Annotated in this window: 22 protein-coding genes and 2 tRNA genes; 10 read left to right on the top strand and 14 right to left on the bottom strand. The window is 56.9% G+C overall.

The annotated features are described in order from the left end of the window. Both petA and petC read right to left on the bottom strand, forming a co-directional pair. Entirely contained in the window at positions 1 to 933 is a 933-nt protein-coding gene (gene petA, locus DXY38_RS00460; protein WP_115070014.1) for a cytochrome f, read from the bottom strand. 43 nt (positions 934 to 976) lie between these two features. Then, a complete protein-coding gene (gene petC, locus DXY38_RS00455; RefSeq protein ID WP_006853527.1) occupies positions 977 to 1,513 on the bottom strand; it encodes a cytochrome b6-f complex iron-sulfur subunit in 537 nt (178 codons plus the stop codon). A gap of 82 nt (positions 1,514 to 1,595) precedes the next feature. Between petC and DXY38_RS00450 the strand changes: the two genes are divergently transcribed. Continuing rightward, a complete protein-coding gene (locus DXY38_RS00450) occupies positions 1,596 to 1,964 on the top strand; it encodes a DUF3067 family protein (protein WP_006853528.1) in 369 nt (122 codons plus the stop codon). Here DXY38_RS00450 and tatC read toward each other — a convergent pair. Together tatC and DXY38_RS00440 are read right to left on the bottom strand one after the other, a co-directional pair. Next, positions 1,915 to 2,649 carry a twin-arginine translocase subunit TatC gene (gene tatC, locus DXY38_RS00445; protein ID WP_115070075.1) on the bottom strand — a complete coding sequence of 245 codons (735 nt, stop codon included), beginning with the start codon at positions 2,647 to 2,649 and terminating at the stop codon, positions 1,915 to 1,917. The genes DXY38_RS00450 and tatC overlap by 50 nt on opposite strands. Before the next feature lie 120 nt (positions 2,650 to 2,769). Continuing rightward, complete coding sequence (locus tag DXY38_RS00440) at positions 2,770 to 4,515, bottom strand: NFACT family protein (RefSeq protein WP_115070013.1); 1,746 nt, start codon at positions 4,513 to 4,515, stop codon at positions 2,770 to 2,772. Between the two features lie 65 nt (positions 4,516 to 4,580). Here DXY38_RS00440 and gmk point away from each other — a divergent pair, with 65 nt between their 5' ends. Further along, entirely contained in the window at positions 4,581 to 5,156 is a 576-nt protein-coding gene (gene gmk, locus DXY38_RS00435; RefSeq protein ID WP_115070012.1) for a guanylate kinase, read from the top strand. A 100-nt stretch (positions 5,157 to 5,256) separates the two neighbouring features. Here gmk and psaJ read toward each other — a convergent pair whose 3' ends face one another. Both psaJ and DXY38_RS00425 read right to left on the bottom strand, forming a co-directional pair. Further along, the gene (gene psaJ / locus DXY38_RS00430; protein ID WP_011620067.1) at positions 5,257 to 5,376 is read right to left on the bottom strand and encodes a photosystem I reaction center subunit IX; all 120 of its coding nucleotides are present in this window, start codon (positions 5,374 to 5,376) and stop codon (positions 5,257 to 5,259) included. 32 nt (positions 5,377 to 5,408) lie between these two features. Continuing rightward, positions 5,409 to 5,888 (bottom strand): Photosystem I reaction center subunit III, encoded by a 480-nt coding sequence (locus DXY38_RS00425; protein WP_115070011.1) that lies wholly within the window; start codon positions 5,886 to 5,888, stop codon positions 5,409 to 5,411. Positions 5,889 to 5,965: 77 nt separating this feature from the next. Between DXY38_RS00425 and tsaD the strand changes: the two genes are divergently transcribed. Together tsaD and DXY38_RS00415 are read left to right on the top strand one after the other, a co-directional pair. Continuing rightward, positions 5,966 to 7,036: a tRNA (adenosine(37)-N6)-threonylcarbamoyltransferase complex transferase subunit TsaD gene (gene tsaD, locus DXY38_RS00420; RefSeq protein ID WP_115070074.1), complete on the top strand. Its 1,071-nt coding sequence runs from the start codon at positions 5,966 to 5,968 to the stop codon at positions 7,034 to 7,036. Between the two features lie 39 nt (positions 7,037 to 7,075). Continuing rightward, positions 7,076 to 7,261, top strand: a complete 186-nt coding sequence (locus DXY38_RS00415; protein WP_006853535.1) for a chlorophyll a/b-binding protein — start codon at positions 7,076 to 7,078, stop codon at positions 7,259 to 7,261. Between the two features lie 6 nt (positions 7,262 to 7,267). Here DXY38_RS00415 and DXY38_RS00410 read toward each other — a convergent pair whose 3' ends face one another. Continuing rightward, complete coding sequence (locus tag DXY38_RS00410) at positions 7,268 to 8,317, bottom strand: type IV pilus twitching motility protein PilT (RefSeq protein WP_244278937.1); 1,050 nt, start codon at positions 8,315 to 8,317, stop codon at positions 7,268 to 7,270. On the opposite strand from DXY38_RS00410, the gene DXY38_RS13905 reads away from it, so the two are divergent. The 5 genes from DXY38_RS13905 (at position 8,298) to DXY38_RS00390 (ending at position 11,712) form a co-directional block, all read left to right on the top strand. After that, positions 8,298 to 8,444 (top strand): hypothetical protein, encoded by a 147-nt coding sequence (locus DXY38_RS13905; RefSeq protein ID WP_244278936.1) that lies wholly within the window; start codon positions 8,298 to 8,300, stop codon positions 8,442 to 8,444. The two genes, DXY38_RS00410 and DXY38_RS13905, sit on opposite strands and share 20 nt — an antisense overlap. A 115-nt stretch (positions 8,445 to 8,559) precedes the next feature. Continuing rightward, positions 8,560 to 9,672, top strand: coding sequence for a non-hydrolyzing UDP-N-acetylglucosamine 2-epimerase (gene wecB, locus DXY38_RS00405; protein ID WP_115070009.1), 1,113 nt, complete (start codon positions 8,560 to 8,562; stop codon positions 9,670 to 9,672). Next, positions 9,653 to 10,282, top strand: a complete 630-nt coding sequence (locus DXY38_RS00400; RefSeq protein ID WP_244278935.1) for a DUF1643 domain-containing protein — start codon at positions 9,653 to 9,655, stop codon at positions 10,280 to 10,282. The genes wecB and DXY38_RS00400 overlap by 20 nt, the downstream gene beginning before the upstream one ends. After that, positions 10,200 to 10,445, top strand: a complete 246-nt coding sequence (locus tag DXY38_RS00395; RefSeq protein WP_038013478.1) for a hypothetical protein — start codon at positions 10,200 to 10,202, stop codon at positions 10,443 to 10,445. The genes DXY38_RS00400 and DXY38_RS00395 overlap by 83 nt, the downstream gene beginning before the upstream one ends. Further along, positions 10,435 to 11,712, top strand: a complete 1,278-nt coding sequence (locus DXY38_RS00390) for a sodium:proton antiporter (RefSeq protein ID WP_115070007.1) — start codon at positions 10,435 to 10,437, stop codon at positions 11,710 to 11,712. Before DXY38_RS00395 ends, DXY38_RS00390 begins: the two co-directional genes overlap by 11 nt. Here DXY38_RS00390 and gltX read toward each other — a convergent pair. From gltX to DXY38_RS00355, 6 genes are all read right to left on the bottom strand, one after another. Then, positions 11,662 to 13,092, bottom strand: a complete 1,431-nt coding sequence (gltX, locus tag DXY38_RS00385) for a glutamate--tRNA ligase (protein WP_115070006.1) — start codon at positions 13,090 to 13,092, stop codon at positions 11,662 to 11,664. The two genes, DXY38_RS00390 and gltX, sit on opposite strands and share 51 nt — an antisense overlap. Before the next feature lie 19 nt (positions 13,093 to 13,111). Beyond that, positions 13,112 to 13,185: transfer RNA gene (locus DXY38_RS00380), tRNA-Asp, on the bottom strand. Between the two features lie 355 nt (positions 13,186 to 13,540). After that, entirely contained in the window at positions 13,541 to 13,729 is a 189-nt protein-coding gene (locus DXY38_RS00370) for a hyperconserved protein Hcp (protein WP_006043540.1), read from the bottom strand. A gap of 39 nt (positions 13,730 to 13,768) precedes the next feature. Next, a tRNA-Trp gene (locus tag DXY38_RS00365) sits at positions 13,769 to 13,841 on the bottom strand. A gap of 60 nt (positions 13,842 to 13,901) precedes the next feature. Beyond that, complete coding sequence (gene rplS, locus DXY38_RS00360) at positions 13,902 to 14,360, bottom strand: 50S ribosomal protein L19 (protein WP_006853542.1); 459 nt, start codon at positions 14,358 to 14,360, stop codon at positions 13,902 to 13,904. A 32-nt stretch (positions 14,361 to 14,392) separates the two neighbouring features. Beyond that, positions 14,393 to 14,719 carry a hypothetical protein gene (locus DXY38_RS00355; protein ID WP_038013893.1) on the bottom strand — a complete coding sequence of 109 codons (327 nt, stop codon included), beginning with the start codon at positions 14,717 to 14,719 and terminating at the stop codon, positions 14,393 to 14,395. A gap of 91 nt (positions 14,720 to 14,810) precedes the next feature. Here DXY38_RS00355 and map point away from each other — a divergent pair, with 91 nt between their 5' ends. Then, on the top strand, positions 14,811 to 15,650 hold the full coding sequence (map, locus tag DXY38_RS00350) for a type I methionyl aminopeptidase (RefSeq protein ID WP_115070004.1): 840 nt from the start codon (positions 14,811 to 14,813) through the stop codon (positions 15,648 to 15,650). Here map and DXY38_RS00345 read toward each other — a convergent pair. Further along, a complete protein-coding gene (locus DXY38_RS00345) occupies positions 15,631 to 16,398 on the bottom strand; it encodes an SDR family oxidoreductase (protein WP_115070003.1) in 768 nt (255 codons plus the stop codon). The genes map and DXY38_RS00345 overlap by 20 nt on opposite strands. Positions 16,399 to 16,498: the final 100 nt, after the last annotated feature.

Raw genomic sequence — 16,498 nt, 5'->3', positions numbered from 1 at the left:
TCAGACGCCTTCAGCAGCTTGAACTTTCTCAATCTGCCTCTTTTTAAGAACCAGCATGATCTGAGCCAAAGCAACCGCTGCGAAGAAGGCAAGCATCCCGTAGATACGAACAGGATTCTGAAGAACGACTTCGGTATCGAGCTGACCGAATCCACCAACATTGGGATCGTTCGTGATCGGGGCTCCAGCTTCAACCACATCTCCCACAGAGACCTGCAGGGTGGGACCCACTGGAATGGTCTCTGTGATTTCAGCGCCATCAGCGGACTTCACAGTGACCACGCTGGCCCCATTGTCGCCAGGCTCAATGGAAGTAACAGAGCCAGAAGCCGGCGCCGTATAGATGGTGTTGTTGCTCTTCTCACCTGTTGGGTACACCTGGCCGCGGCCACGGTTTCCACCAACGTGAATGGAGTACTTACCAAAACTGATGCTGCTGTCCGTCGCGGGGTCAGGAGCCAGCACAGGGAAGACAATCTCCTGGTGCTCATCACCAGGAATGGGACCCACCAAAATCACATTGGGTTGGTCATCGCTGTACTCGGTGAAATAAACACCCTCTGTTTCCTCCTTGATCTCATCGGTCCAGCGATCCTGAGGAGCGAGCGTGAAGCCATCAGGAAGCATCACAACAGCTCCCACCTGAAGGGGGACCTGACTGCCATCAGCACCAAGCTCTTGAACGCCCGTGTCGTAAGGGATCTTGACAACGGCCTTGAAGACGCTGTCAGGCAGAACGGACTGAGGCACTTCTGCCTGAGTGAGCTTTTGGGCCAAGTGGCAATTCGCACAAACGATCTTGCCGGTGGCCTCCCGGGGAGAATCGTAATTTTGTTGTGCCCAGAAGGGATAGGCCCAACTTGCAGCGGGTGCGCTGAAGACAGCAAGACCGACGATCAGTGCGGCAAATGTGGAGGAGAGCAGGCGACGCATGGGAAAGCGAGGGAGGAAAGAGACAGCAAAGAGAAGGGGCTGATCAGGACCACCAGGGCTTTTCGCCCGTCCGGAAATCGGTTTCAGTCCACTGACTGACAAACACGTTGTCGTTGTCGACGCTGACATTGGCCAAGGCCAATGACAGAGGCGCTGGGCCGCGAACCACCTTGCCTGTGGCGTCGTACTGACTGCCGTGGCAAGGGCACATGAATTTGTTGGCGCCGCTGTTCCAGGGGACAACACAACCCAGGTGGGTGCAAATGGCGTTGATGCCGTAGCTCCCGATCGCATCAGGGCCTTCCACGATCAAGTAGGTGGGGTCACCTTTCAAGCCTTGGACAAGACTGCGATCACCCTCTGCGTGGCCACTCAACCAGCCGCTCGCGGTGACTGCATTTCCGAGCTCGTCTTTGGCGCTGGTTCCACCACCGCCCCCGGCAGCCCTGGGCGGGATGAAGTAGTTCGCCACCGGATAAAGCGCCCCCAGGGCCACGCCTGTGACGGATCCGAAGGTCAGCAGATTCATGAACTGCCGACGGCCCATACCGGGCACATCACTAGCTGGCATCTGAGTCATGGCTGACGCTCAAGCAACACTGAATGAGGTCCATTATGGAGGGTAAAGGTCCCGTCACGCTTTGCAACGACTGGGCTTTTAGATGATCCACTCAGCCGTTTCCGTGCTTGTAGACCCACCCTTGGAACAATCCATCCCTCCATTAACGGTCGACGAGGTGGTTGACCTGCTGCGGAAGCGCTGGCAAGCCAGCTACGACATGCAAGTCGTTGTAAGGCGAAAGCGGATGTACCTCCAAGTGATGTGGGCCTATCTGGAGCAGCAATCCTTCCCCTTAGACGAGGAGGAGTACCGCACCCATCTAGCCCAAGTGCTGGACGTGGTGAATCGCTTAGGCCAGGCAGGCGACGTGCGTTCGTGGTTAAACGACACACGGGACCGTCCTCGACTGGGCAAAGCCCTCAGCCTGCAGCTGCAGGGGGAGGGGCGTCTGGAGGAGTTTCTGGTTTGAACCGTTCCACGGCCGCCACGAGAGCGACGCCAATGAAGAACAGGCCTGAGATCGCACCGGCTAGCAGCGACATCGTGATCGGATCGGTGGATGGCGTCAAAACGGCGCCGGCCAGCGCTGCCAGCAACACGACCCAACGCCAGGCCGAGAGCATCCGCTTCCAACGGACCAACCCAAACAAGCCAAGCAGTAGCTGCAGAACAGGCAACTGAAAAGCCAATCCAGTGGAGAGCATCAGCAGAAGCACAAAATCGAGGTAGCGCTCGATCGACCAAATCGGCTCCACCACATCAGCCCCGTAGCTCACCAAAAAGCCAAGGGCCGCTGGGATCAGCGCCCACCAGGAAAAAGCAATTCCTGCAAAAAACAGCACCGCTGAGCCCGCCACAGCGGGAGCGATGAGTCGACGCTCATTGCGCGTGAGACCGGGCAAAACGAAAGCCAAGCCTTGATACAAGACGTAAGGAATCGCCAAGGTGAGTCCTGCGTAACCGGCAACCTTGAACGAAACGAACAGGAATTCTCCTGGCGCCAACTGAAGAAATCGGATCGATCCCGCAGGTTCCTCCAAGATCCTTACCAACGGTTTCACCGCAACAAGGCAAGCCAAAGCACCCATCACAATCGCAATCAGGCTGCGAAAAACGCGCTGACGGAGCTCCTCCAGGTGATCGACCAGGGACATCTCCACATCGTTGGGTGGAAGCTGGTCAGGCCGAGGGGTCACCCGGATCGGCTCGGGAGCGGGAAGCACTGTTTTTTCGTTCGGCTCGGAAGGGATCAGTCCGACTGCACGTGGGTGTACTCAGGCTAAGAGCTTGCCGGCGATAAGTTGCTGTCTGGCTCGATCTGGCTCAGCCCAGACAACCTCACCATCTTTGTGTTGCACCGTTCCCAGCGCTGCACCAGCAATCCGTTGAAGATGCTCGACCGGGGCTTTCACCACAGCAACCCGGCGATTTCCCCGCGCGCGGCTAAACCATGCCGCCAGGTCAGCCGCAAGGCTGACGTCGTCGTCGTCCGCAAAACCAGCTGAAGCCTTCAACACAACGTGACTACCTGGACATTCCTGGGCATGAAACCAAAGGTCACCAGGTCGTGCCCGCCGGAGGCTGATCCAGTCGTTTTGACGATGGTTTCGGCCCACTTGAATCAGCAAGCCTGCGGGGCTGCGGATCTCGAGGGGCTGGGGGTCCACGCGACGCGATCCCTGACGGCGGCGGCGGCGAAGCCGTTTTGGAGCCAACAGATCATCCAACTCTTCTCGCAGATCAAGAAGGCTTTTCGTGCGCGCCTCTAACCCATCCCAATCCGCACCAATGAGCTCTTCTAGAAAGCTTTCACTGCCCTCGAGCAAGACCAAGCGGCTTTGGTGATGCTGCAGCCGTTCTTCCAGCGCTGGCACCGCCCGTCTCAGTTTTCGCGCTCTGCCATACAACTTCTGCGCGCGATCGATGGTCTCCCGATTCGGACTCACCTGGCACAACAACGCATCTCCCTGCTGTTGCAAGTCATCGGCACCGCCCGTCTCCTCTAAACCAGCCCTCTGGTCGGCCAAAAGAGCCTCCTCACGGGTCCTTAACTGCTTGAGCTGCTTTTGCAAATCCTGCGTGGCGCGATTCAAGTTCTGACGCTGGAGAACGGTGGCGTAGTACTGACCCAAACGAAGGCTGAGGGGCTCCCCACCCGTTGAACACTTCTCTAACGACGTCCCTTCGGATAACGATGCAGAGCCAGGATTCCAAACGCGATAGGAATTGGGCCCATCAAACTGCAGCTCAAACGCGCCGGTCTCCAGCGCCTTCAACCAGCACTGCCAACGCTGGTACAACAGCTGCCACTCCTGCTCGCTCAGCGCATGAACACTTGTCGCCAATCGCGCTTTGGCTGCATCGTCGTGCTGGTCAGCCAGATGCTTCGCCAGCACCGGACTAATGCCCTGGTAAGCACTGCGCATCGCCTTTTCCAGGCTTAGCGGCAACAGCTTTAAGCGCTCTCTCCAGCGCTGCTGAGGCTCATCCAGCCGGGGAGCCATGCCTTGAAGGGCCGGAGGAGGGCTATAAACATCTCCCGTACCAATCGGCCTAATTCTCGACTGATGCGAGCGGACCTGACGCGCAATCGCCGTGATGCGTTGCCGCTCATCGAGCAACAACAAATTGCTATGGCGCCCCATCAGTTCGAGCACCAAGGTGCGCTGAGGAGGCTGTCCAGGTCGAGGCGCCAACTGAAATTGCACGACCCGTTCAAACCCTTCCTGATAGAGCTCCGTCAAGGCCAGTTGGCGGAGCCCATGTTGGATCTGTTGCGCCAGCGTGCTTCCTGCACCCTGCTTCGGTGGCGGCGCGATTTCAACCAACCGGGGAACCTCTGCTTTCCAGCTCAGTTCCAACCAAATCATTCCTCGCAGGGTGCGAAATCCGAGCTGAAGCGTCTGAGGATCAGGCTGTTGCGCCTTCTCAAATCGGCTCGGTAGCAACCGGGCACGTAAATCCGCCAGCACAGCCCTCAGGCTGGTGAGATCCATCACTTGCGGACTTTGGCTGGCCATGGATTGCCTGAAAAACAGGCTGAACAGGAAGCCTTCCTACCCTGCGATGCAGTCTCAAGCAACGTATGGCTCCTGCTGGATCAATCGCCAGGCCCACGGTGCTCACCGGCCCCAGCGGCGTAGGGAAGGGCACCTTGGTCGCCCGCCTGAGAGAACGTCATCCAGAACTATGGCTCTCAGTGTCCGCCACCACGCGCTCTCCACGCACGGGGGAACGCGAGGGAATTCACTATTTTTTCCACTCCAAAGAACGGTTCAACGAACTCGTTCAAAGCGGTGGATTGCTGGAGTGGGCTGAATTCGCTGGAAACTGCTACGGCACACCTCGGCAACCCGTCAGCGAGCGCGTCGCGAAGGGAATTCCCGTGCTTCTTGAAATTGAATTGGAGGGGGCCAGGCAGGTTCGAAATAGCTTGCCGGAAGCCATGCAAATCTTCCTCGCACCCCCAAGTATTGAAGAGCTTGAGAATCGGATTCGCGGTCGCGGAACGGAAGCAGAAGAGGCGATCCAGCGACGTCTCAAGCGAGCGAAAGAAGAGTTAGCAGCTCAAACAGAATTCGATGCAGTGATCGTCAACGACGATCTTGAAACAGCTTTAGCCGCGTTAGAGAAACAGATGAACTTGACCGTCTCCCAATAAAAAAAGGGGTCCCAAGGGCCCCCTTTTTTGATGATCTTGTGGACGAAAGAATCCGCCAAAAGAATTCGGACGAAAGAATCGGCCGAAAAGATCGGAACGATCAGCCCATGGGGTGGAAGAGGAGATCAGGGAAAAAACGATTCCACTCGATCAGAATTCCGGCGGTGAGCGTGAACCAAATCGCGGCAACGACTGGTGCAGTAGTAAGAAATTTCTTCATCGTGAGAAAGAGAAGGACTTCGGGGTGCGAGTTCAGCGAGGAGAGATGGTCACCTTGTCGTCGCTTTCAAGCAATTTGCCACTTGTGAATTCACCGAAAGCAGCGATCGGCCATGTAGCTGAGGCCAGCAAGGACTTGATGGCAAGAGAGACATCAATCTGAATCTCTTTCATGTACTGCTCCTTGGTACCGCGAGTGCCTTTGAGGTACTCACGACCCGCCCAGCCAATACAACCAGTGATGTAAAGGAACATCAGGCCTGGGAAGACGAAGTCACCGGCATGGCTCCAACGGCCATCCACGATCAAGTGAGGCAGCCCATCTTCACCACAAACGGCCTCGCTATACATCTCGAAGCGAGCCTTAGCTTGAGGCGTGGCGGCAGCGCTTGCACGCTGCTGAAAACGGGCACTTTCGGCGCAAGGGGTCAGACCCGCTACATCAGCCTTGGCGACGGGGGCAAAGCCGAACACCAGCAGGGCCGAGAGCGCAAAGGCGAAGAGACGACGCATCGGAACGGTTCCTGTTGAGCCTGCCCCAAAGCGGCAGGATGTCACAACCGGACAGTAGGGGAGCCCCCTCCAACTTCATGCCCATAGTGCTTGCCCTCGAAACAAGTTGTGACGAGTCAGCCGCGGCGGTGCTTCGTCAGGAGGGCGACCAGCTCACGGTGTTGTCCCAGGGCATCGCCTCCCAGGTGGAGGAGCACGCGCAATGGGGTGGGGTTGTTCCTGAGATTGCCTCGCGCCGGCATGTAGAAGCGCTCCCTGTCCTCGTGGAACAGGCCTTAAAAGACGCGGATCTAGTTGCTGCCGACCTTGATGCCATCGCGGCGACCGTCGCACCTGGCCTTGTAGGAGCCCTGATGGTGGGCTCGATCACCGGGCGGACACTGGCGGCCCTGCATCAGAAGCCGTTCCTGGCCGTTCACCATCTCGAAGCACACCTGGCTTCGGTGTTCCTGGCAGAACACCCACCACGGGCTCCTTATCTGGTGCTGCTCGTAAGTGGCGGGCACACGGAACTCATTCGCGTGGATCTCGATGGAGACATGAAACGCCTGGGACGCAGCCATGACGATGCGGCCGGCGAAGCCTTCGACAAAGTGGCTCGACTGATGGGACTGGGCTACCCCGGCGGTCCCGCGATTCAGGCCATCGCCCTGGAGGGAGATCCCAAACGATTTCGGCTACCAAAAGGGCGCGTCTCCAAGCCAGGAGGAGGCTTCTACCCCTACGACTTTTCATTCAGCGGTTTGAAAACTGCCGTGCTTCGGCATGTGGAAGCGTTGAAGCGAGAGTCTGAGGATCTTCCTCTTGCTGATCTGGCCGCCAGCTTTGAACAGATCGTGGCCGATGTGTTGGTGGAGAGAAGCCTGCGCTGCTGCCTCGAGCAGGGGATTGATCATTTGGTCATGGTTGGCGGCGTTGCCGCCAACCAGCGGCTGCGTTCTCAAATGCAAAGCGCCGGGCAGAGCAAGGGGGTGTCCGTGCACATCGCGCCTTTGGCCTATTGCACGGACAACGCAGCGATGGTTGCCGTCGCGGCATTGCGTCGACTCTCAAAAGGCGTGGAACCCAGCTCTCTGGAGCTCGGTGTCTCAGCGCGATGGCCATTAGAGAAAGCATTAAGCCTGTATGGCTCATCAACCCCTTTTTAAAATTATTCTCTTAAGGTGGCGTCCCACGAGATCCTTCTGATGGCTCCTAACACTGATCTCCAACAGAAAGTTGTGGCAGAGCCCATCGATCCGGTCGAATTGAATGCTTGGAAGCGAGGATTTACCCCTCAGGCTGAAATCTGGAATGGACGTCTTGCCATGCTCGGGCTTTCGATCGGCATGGCAACACTTTTGATTGTTCGGATGTTTAACAACGCAGCCTGAAAAACCTCAACTCCGACCTCTTAACGCCTGCGTGAGTTCATTCGGACGAGGACTCACAGCAACCGCCTGCTCAGCTTCAACTTGGCCAGACTCCACAAGTCGCTGCAAAGACTGATTCGCTGTCATCATTCCATCGAAATCACTTCTGCGCATGATGTCTTCAACATCATCGAGGGCACCTTTTTTAATATAATCCTTACAGGCATCCGTATTAATCATTAGATCGTGATAGGCGGCACGCTTACCACCAGCACTCTTAATTAATCCCTGAGAAATAATCCCCAATAATGATTCTGCAAAAGACTGCCTAACACTTTCTTGTTCTTCAGGTTGGTACATGCCAAGGACACGTTCAACGGTTTTAACCGCCGAGTTCGTGTGCAAGGTCCCAAACACAAGATGCCCAGTCTGAGCCGCTTCCATCGCCGTAATTAGCGTTTCTTTGTCACGAATTTCCCCAATCAAAATCACATCTGGATCTTCTCGTAGCGCCGCTCTCAACGCATGATGAAACTGGAGCGTATGACGCCCTACTTCTCGCTGTCGGATTAACGACTTCTGGCTTTCATGCACAAATTCAATGGGATCTTCAATCGTGAGGATATGCCTGCTTTGATTGCGATTAATCCAATCAATCATGGCTGCCAGAGTGGTGCTTTTACCTGAGCCGGTAGGGCCAGTAACAAGCAACAATCCTTTCGGACGAGCGCAAAGCTCTTGCAGAACGGGCGGCAGCTTGAGGTCGTCCAGAGAAAGGATTGTCTGAGGGATGAGGCGCAACACCATCGCCGCGCCCCGCAGTGCATCAAACAAATTGATGCGCACCCTCACAAAAGAAAAAGCATGCGCCCCGTCGAACTCTTTGCCCTGTCTGAAGTGGTCGATCTGCTGTGGAGTGAGCAATTCTCTGAGCCAGTCCTGAAACTCACTGGGTTGGGTGGGAGGCCAATCAGAGCGAATGATCTCGCCGCGGGCTCGAAACCGTGGACTCTCCCCAATCCCAAGGTGAACATCGGAATGCCCCTGTTCATGAGCGATGCGAACGATCTGCTCCAAGGACGGGGATGGCGACGCGGATGACGGCGGAGCTGGTGCAGGAGGTGGAAGAGGGGGTGGGGGTGGAGATGTGGAGGACGTGGTGGATGTAGGCCGCGCTGGGATGCCAGGAGGAAAAACGGGCTGACTCATGCTGATGGTGTGTGCTGTATGCAGCTTCGCGATGGTTCGTCATCTGGCAAGTTGATGCCAAGACTTCCCGGGCAGATCGCCCGTAGGATTAATCCACAATCTGGATGGTTATGGCTCGCCTGCCACGCGTGACAATCGTCTTGGGCACGAGGCCTGAAGCCATCAAATTGGCGCCTGTGATCCAAGAATTCCGAGCCTGTGAGGCCTTGGAAACCCGAGTTGTGCTGACAGGTCAGCACCGGGAGATGGTGTCTCAAGTGATGGATTTGTTTGGCCTGAGTGCCGATCTCGATCTCAATCTGATGGCACCACGACAAACGCTTACGCACGTGACTTGTGCAGCGCTGCAGGGCTTGCGAGATGAATTCCAAGCATTTCCTCCACAGCTTGTTCTGGTTCAAGGAGACACCACCACGGCCTTCGCGGCAGCCCTCTCCGCTTTCTACGAGCAAATTCCCGTTGGTCACGTCGAGGCCGGACTGCGTACGGACAATCTTCTCGATCCTTTTCCAGAAGAAGCCAACCGTCGTTTGATTTCTCAGATTTCGCATCTTCACTTTGCTCCCACACAGCAATCAGAAGCCAACCTCCAAGCGTCTGGGGTTGTTGGTCGCGTGTTGCTTACAGGCAACACGGTGATTGATGCCCTGCTGCGAATGTCAGAGCGCGCCCCTGCGTTGAGCGACTTCGCCATCGATTGGGACGCGCAAAGGGTGATTTTGGCGACCGTGCACCGTCGCGAAAATTGGGGTGACCGCCTCAAGAACATCGCGGATGGAATGCTGCGTGTGCTCGACAGTCATCCCGACACCGTGTTGCTGTTGCCTTTGCATCGCAACCCAACCGTGCGTGAACCTCTGCAGGCCCTGCTAGGGGAGCATCCGCGCGTGGTGCTGACAGAGCCTCTGGATTACGACCGCTTGGTGGCAGCCATGAAGGGCTGCACGCTTCTACTCACAGACTCCGGTGGGTTGCAGGAAGAAGCACCCGCTCTCGGGAAACCGGTTCTGGTGCTGCGTGAAACCACCGAACGACCCGAAGCCGTTGAGGCCGGAACAGCACGATTGGTGGGGACGGATCCAACCACGATTCACCGGGAAGCCTCCCTGTTGTTGGAGAACAGCGAGGCCTACAACGCCATGGCGAAAGCCGTGAATCCCTTTGGCGATGGCCACGCGAGTGAAAGGATTCTTGGGGCGGCCCTTGAACTCTTGGCAAGCTGACGCAGCCCTTAGTTCTTGCGGTGCTTACCGCTGGTTGCTGCATCGGCCCATTCAATCCAGGCATCACAGCTCGGAACAGAGGCGGGTGCTGCTGTTCGTTGGACTGAATCCGTCGCGAGCCGATGGACAGCGAGACGACCCAACCCTGCGACGGCTTCAAGGCTTTTCCCACCACTGGGGGTATCACCATCTTGTGGTCCTCAATTTGTTTGCCCGCATCTCCCCCTCCCCCTCACAGCTCTGCCGTTGCACCGAGCCAATCGGCGCTGAAAATGATCTGATTTTGTGCAGCTGGTTCCAGCGGTGGGCCCAACAGCCCGCATGGGATCTTTGGCTGGGATGGGGGGTCGGCGGAGGACTGCAGCAACGGGATAAGGCGATCTTGAAAATGTTGAGCGACGTCAGCGATCAACGAGGAGAGCTTCCACCCCCTTTTGTGGCTGGCTTGACCAAAGCGGGCTATCCCCGCCACCCCCTCTACCTTCCCCGTGATGTACAGAGAGTTGCCTGGGCAGTACGGTTCCTAGATGAACCGCACTCCGCGCCGGTATCGGATCTCCCTTCACCTGTCTGGCGGACAGACCGAAGTGGTGCATTTCACGTCACTTGATCAATTCCAGGATTGGTATCAAGGCCTGGTTAATGCCAGTGCTGAAGGGGCTTTTGTGAATGTTCCCCTCAGTGAACTAGACGGTGAGTTTCTGGTCGTGCGTCCAGATGCCGTCATCGGAATGCGGGTTGAACCGCAATACGCCTTGATCGATGACGCCTGAGCGTTTAGGGCTGCTTTGGGGCATCACGGTCTTTGCGGGTGCAGGGGCGAGGCTGCTAGCGGCTTTATCCAATATCAATGGCGTGGTTTTGCTGTTGCTTTCAGGGCTGCTGATTGGGCGCTCTGGCCTAGGGCTCGTTGAGCCTCTCGATCTCGGGCAAGGGCTACAAACCATCGTTGGACTGTTGGTGAGCTTGGTGTTGTTTGACGGAGGTCTCAACCTTCGTCTACCCGGGGACACGATTAAAGCCACCGTGCTTCGCATCTCAGTCCTGAGAATCTTCATTTCTCTTGGTGCGGGAATGCTTGCTGCGCACTGGCTCGCCGGCCTTGGATGGTCCTTGGCTGCAGTCTTTAGCGCCATCGTGCTGGCCACCGGGCCCACCGTGGTCACCCCGATCGTGAAACAAATCCGCTTAGCCCATCCCCTGGGAGATGTGCTGGAAGCAGAAGGACTGGTGCTCGAGCCCATTGGAGCGGTATTGGCCCTGCTGCTCCTGGAACTCGCCTTAGGCGACTTGCACGGCTGGCGTGAATTGGCCCAGGGCTTGCTGGCACGCCTCGGAGGGGGAGTGCTCATTGGGGTCACGGTTGGTTGGCTTTTATCTGAGGGGCTACGACGCCTGAATTCTTCGCAACCCGTCGGATTGCGCCTACAGCTCACGCTGGGGGCGTTGTTCCTGATGTTTGGGATTGCCGAATGGCTTCTGCCTGAATCAGGGCTACCGGCATCCGTGGCCGCAGGCGTCGTGGTCGGTCGTCGATCAACCGAAGAAGCCGGTCAGCTCGATGAGCTGATCCGAGAATTAGCTGCACTCGCCATCACCATGCTGTTTCCGTTATTGGCAGCAGACGTGTCTTGGGCTGAGCTCAGTCCGCTTGGATGGGGCGGTGTGAGCTGTGTCTTGCTGCTCATGTTTGTGGTGCGACCAGTCGCCGTGAGTGTGGCCACAGTCGGTTTGCCCTTGGTGTGGCGACAAAAATTGTTTATGGCCTGGCTGGCTCCAAGAGGAATCGTCACAGCAGCGGTGGCCTCATTGTTTGCGATCCGCCTTGAGCAGGCTGGGATTTTGGGTGCAGGTCGGCTGCAAGGGTTGGTCTTCCTCACAATTTTGATGACCGTTGGCATCCAAGGCCTAACAGCGCAACCGTTGGCGCGCGTTCTTGGCTTGATTGCTGAGGGGCCAGAAGACTCTGACCCCACGGCGTCTGCCTCGTCAGAGGGAGCGACGCAAGCGCTGCCGATCGTTCCCGAGTCTGGCCAGTAATGCCCAAGTGGTGATGAGGTCTGGCCCCTGCAGGCGACCGAGCAACGCGGCCCTAAGACTCTTCATCAAGACGCCCTTCTTGACATCAGCGGTGGCAGCCGCCTCTTTGAGCAAGGTTTGGGCGCGCTCAACATCGAGACCATCCCATGGATTCAGCTCAAGAGCGGAGAGAAGTGCCTGAAGGGCAGGACGCGCTCCTGCTTGCTCCAGTTGCTTCAGTCCATCCTCTTCCAAGGGGGGCTCTTCAAAAAAGGGCTGGGCTTGGGTCACTCCGTCTTCAATCAAGGTGAGCGACGGTCCAAGCAAAACAGCTAGGTCGTTGGCCCAAACAGGATCGCTAGCAACCCAACCTTGTTGCCGCCAGCGGGGTTCAAGGACTTCGAGAAGCTCGTCAGGCGAGCAACCATGCAAAACCTGGGCATTGAGCCAGTTGAGCTTGTCCCAATCGAATTTGGCTCCTGCTTTGTTCACCCGATCAAAACTGAAAACGTCGGCTGCTTCTCGAAGCGTGAACCGTTCCTCCATTCCTTCCGGTACAGACCAACCGAGCAGGGTCATGTAATTGGCTAAGGCCTCTGCGGTGTACCCCATGGCCTGAAAATCACCAATGGAGGTCACCCCATCACGCTTCGACAGCTTTCTCCCCTCTGGATTGAGGATTAAGGGCGTATGGGCAAACGTTGGGCAGGTCAACCCAAGCGCCTGATACAGCAAAAGTTGCTTGGCCGTATTGGCAATGTGATCCTCACCTCGAATCACGTGGCTGATGGCCATAGCGGCATCATCAACCACGACCACGAGGTTGTAGAGGGGGTCACCAACCGTGTTGGCAGGAGCGCGTCTGGCGATCACCATGTCACCGCCAAGATCCGCTCCTCGCCATTGCATCGGACCGCGCACCATATCGGTCCAAGCAATGGTGGCTTCGTCATCAATGCGAAAACGGATCACCGCCTCTCGCCCTTCAGCCCGATAGGCCTCCTCCTGTTCAGCACTGAGATGGCGATGACGGTTGTCGTACCGGGGTGGCTTCCCTGAAGCCTTCTGCGCTTCACGCATGGCATCCAATTCTTGCTCGCTGGCATAACAGCGATAGGCAAGACCTTGATCGAGCAATTGACTGATCGCCTGTCGATGGGATTCAATCCGCTCGCTTTGGATGACCGGTTCCTCATCCCAGTCCAGGCCAAGCCATTGCAAGCCATCAAGAATATTTTGTGTGAACTCTGGCTTGGATCGCTCTTTATCGGTGTCCTCAATTCTCAGCAAAAATTGGCCGTTTTGGTGTCGGGCAAACAGCCAATTAAAAACAGCTGTGCGAGCTGTTCCGATATGAAGCGTGCCGGTGGGGCTTGGGGCCAGACGAACGCGAACCGTCACTAAGCCGGAAGAATGAAAACGGGACCGACGGGATTCGAACCCGCAACTTCCGCCGTGACAGGGCGGTGCTCTAACCGATTGAACTACGGTCCCAGGCTGAACTCAATGGAAGGAGCTTTGCCCACAAAGAGTGACCTTTGCCGCTCACGCGACTTGGCCAGTATCAACTGCCGCCCTGCCCTCCGTCAACACACTCGTAGGGACACCAACGTTTTCTGAGCTTCCCCCTGTGATCTGCCATTGGAGGGTCTGGGAGACACAGCCTCTTCAAAGGCCAAAGCCGACACCAAACGATTGGAGAATGAGGCACGAAACACTCCAAGCCATGGATGGACACACTTCACCCTGGAGGGGAGATCAAACTCATCGCAAGAAAGGCGCACAAGCAAACAAAAAAAATCCTCCCTCTGCGGGGAGGATGAAGGATGAGCCAGAGCCAAAATGCGGCTCAGGGTCGGAATCCAGCTGGTTCTATCAAACGCACTTGATTCCCTCGAGCCGTGAATTCACGGCCTTGGTCGCTTTGAACGACGACTCGTCCACCGGATTTAACGCGAATCACTCGTGCACGAACCCAGCCGAGAGCGGCTGATTCGAGCACTTTGACCACATCACCAGGTTGAAGATCCAACTCCATGCTCGAAATCAGGAAAACTGCAAGTAAGGGGTCATCGGACGCGCCGTGGAGGACTTGAACCCCCGACATCAGGTTTTGGAGACCTGCGTTCTACCAACTGAACTAACGGCGCAAGGCGATGAACCCCTCAGCCATCGAAAAACGATGGCATTAATTCGTTGAAGCGAAAGCCTCAGCGATCGAAGCGCTGCTTCACGCGAGTGGCCTTGCCCACCCGGTCCCGCAGATAAAAGAGCTTCGCACGCCTTACTTTACCGCGACGCTCAATCTTCACTGAGGCCACTTGTGGGCTGTGGAGCATAAAAACACGCTCAACACCAATGCCCTGGAAGATGCGTCGCACCGTGATCGTCTGATTAAGACTTCCATGGCGCTTAGCGATCACAACGCCCTCATAGGGCTGGACACGCTCCTTATTGCCCTCGCTGATGCGAACACCAACACGCACTGTGTCGCCGACGTAAATCTCAGGAAGATCACTCTTCAACTGAGCGTCCTCGAATTCCTTAATCAGTGCTGAAGCACTCATCTTCTTCGAATCTTTCGCCGTTGATTTTTCAGCAACAGCAGTTGCACCGCTGGTCGCCTCAGTGGCGACGTCCACAGACGTCTCTATTGGGTCCACTGCCATCCCAGCTCCTGGTAACACGCCAAACAACCACCTTAACCCCCAGCCTCCTTCCGAGACGCAATCCACTGCCTTCGAACGTTTTGCAGAAGAAGCCAGGAACCCGTCGCCAGCATCCACAACAGGCCAACCGCGTTAAGCAGGACGACGACTGGTTCGAGGGCAGGCCCCAGCCACTCGCCCTCATGGATCGTCATCAACCAATGGACTTGGTCACGACTCAACCCCCCCCAGTCCTTCGCCAACCGATAGGTCACTCCGGTACTAACGGTGACCAGCAAAGGGAGCACAACGAGAGGAGCCACCCAGCGATGCAATTGGCGTACGCGAACCAACAAGCGGGCCACCGTCGATCCCTCCATTGCAATTGATAGCGTGACAGGAAGACTGTCTGTGGAGCGTCCGCTGTTGCGGCCTGCTTTAACGGCCTGAAACAAGAAACGCTGAAACTCGATGAATTTGTTCGCTGACCTCCTCGCCTCCACAAAAGCTTCCACCGTTACGGCCACAGGGCCGCGCATCCAGCAGAGACGCGGCGTGGAAATCAAGTCAGCTCGCGAGCTGAAAATCATGGCGAAAGCCAGTTCGATCGTCGCCACCGTTTTGCGCGAGATCATGGAGCTGGTTGAACCTGGCCAGACCACTGGCGATCTCGACGCCCATGCCGAGCGCCGCATCAGGGAAATGGGTGCAACCCCCAGTTTCATGGGTTACCACGGCTTCCCTGCAAGCATCTGCGCCAGCATCAACAACGAGGTGGTGCATGGCATCCCCAGCAACAAACGGGTCATCCATGCTGGCGACCTCCTCAAAGTGGATACGGGGGCCTATTTCGACGGCTACCACGGGGATAGCTGCATCACCGTTTGCGTCGGCGACGTCTCGGAAGAAGCACGAAAGCTCAGTCGTGTCGCTCAGGAATCACTGATGGCTGGACTCTCCCAGATCCGTGCCGGGAATACGCTTCTCGACATCGCTGGAGCCGTTGAAGACCACGTCAAAGCCAATCACTTCAGCGTGGTGGAGGATTACACCGGCCATGGAGTTGGACGGAATCTCCATGAGGAGCCATCGGTGTTCAACTTCCGAACAGACGCTCTCCCCAATGTCAAATTGCGCCCAGGAATGACGCTCGCCGTTGAGCCCATTCTCAACGCAGGAAGCAATGCTTGCCGCACCCTCAAAGACCGCTGGACCGTCGTCACCAGGGATGGAAGTCTTTCCGCTCAGTGGGAGCACACCATCGTGGTGACCTCTGATGGTTGCGAGATCCTCACCGATCGGGGGGATTGATCTTCAAAGCGCGGCAATAAACCCTCCGAATCAGTTCGATGGAGGGCATTAGAAGGTAGGTAAGAGGGTTGGGGGTGACGATGATCAAGTTCACCCCAAGGCTTGCTTGCCAGAGCACCTGCTTAGCGACAAAACCAGACGTCATCACCCCAATCGGGTTGAGATTGGAGCGAAACGGTCCGAGGATCAGTTTGCGAAGCCGTAATACCTCACGCTGCTCCGCGTCACGGTTGTTCCAACGCGAGCTGACCAGCTCACCGATCAGTCGCTTGCTCAACTCATAGCCAGGGCTCAAGGCCGGTTGGATCTCGGCCTCTGACGTGTTGACCCAGAGCTCCCTTGGCTGGTCGCGATTGAGATCTTGATCGGCGATGGTCTCGAACTGCTGCATCAAACGCCAATGGCTGAATGCATTCACCTCAAGGGCTTTGGAAAGAGTGTCTGGGCACTGGTCACCACCAGGGTTGATGCCGTGGTTCAAAACCAGCACATCAACACCTTTGAGAATGGGCTCCAGCTGACGCTCATCTCCGCAAGACCAACGAACCCACTCTTGAGCGTCATCAGGCGACGCTTGGGCTTGGGGACGCGGACGATGACTGAAAGCAATCACCCAGGCGCCCTCTGCGATCAAAGCCTGGGTTAAGGCACGGCCCAGCGCACCACTCGCTCCAGTGATTCCCACTGTTCGCCCGGACCAACGCCCGGACAGGGGAGCAGCGGAGGAGGGAGATGCCTGTTTGGCCATGAAAGGGGATTTGGATCAGGGGGGGGGAAGCAACCTGGACGAAACCATTCACACCTTCACCGGCCCAACGATGACAGCACAACGGGGCTTGACCTCTAAA

Origin of the sequence: Synechococcus sp. UW179B, from assembly GCF_900474245.1 — a bacterium.
GTDB lineage: Bacteria > Cyanobacteriota > Cyanobacteriia > PCC-6307 > Cyanobiaceae > Synechococcus_C.
The sequence above is the reverse complement of the archived record's forward strand: the minus strand, read 5'-3'. Positions and strand labels throughout refer to the sequence as shown.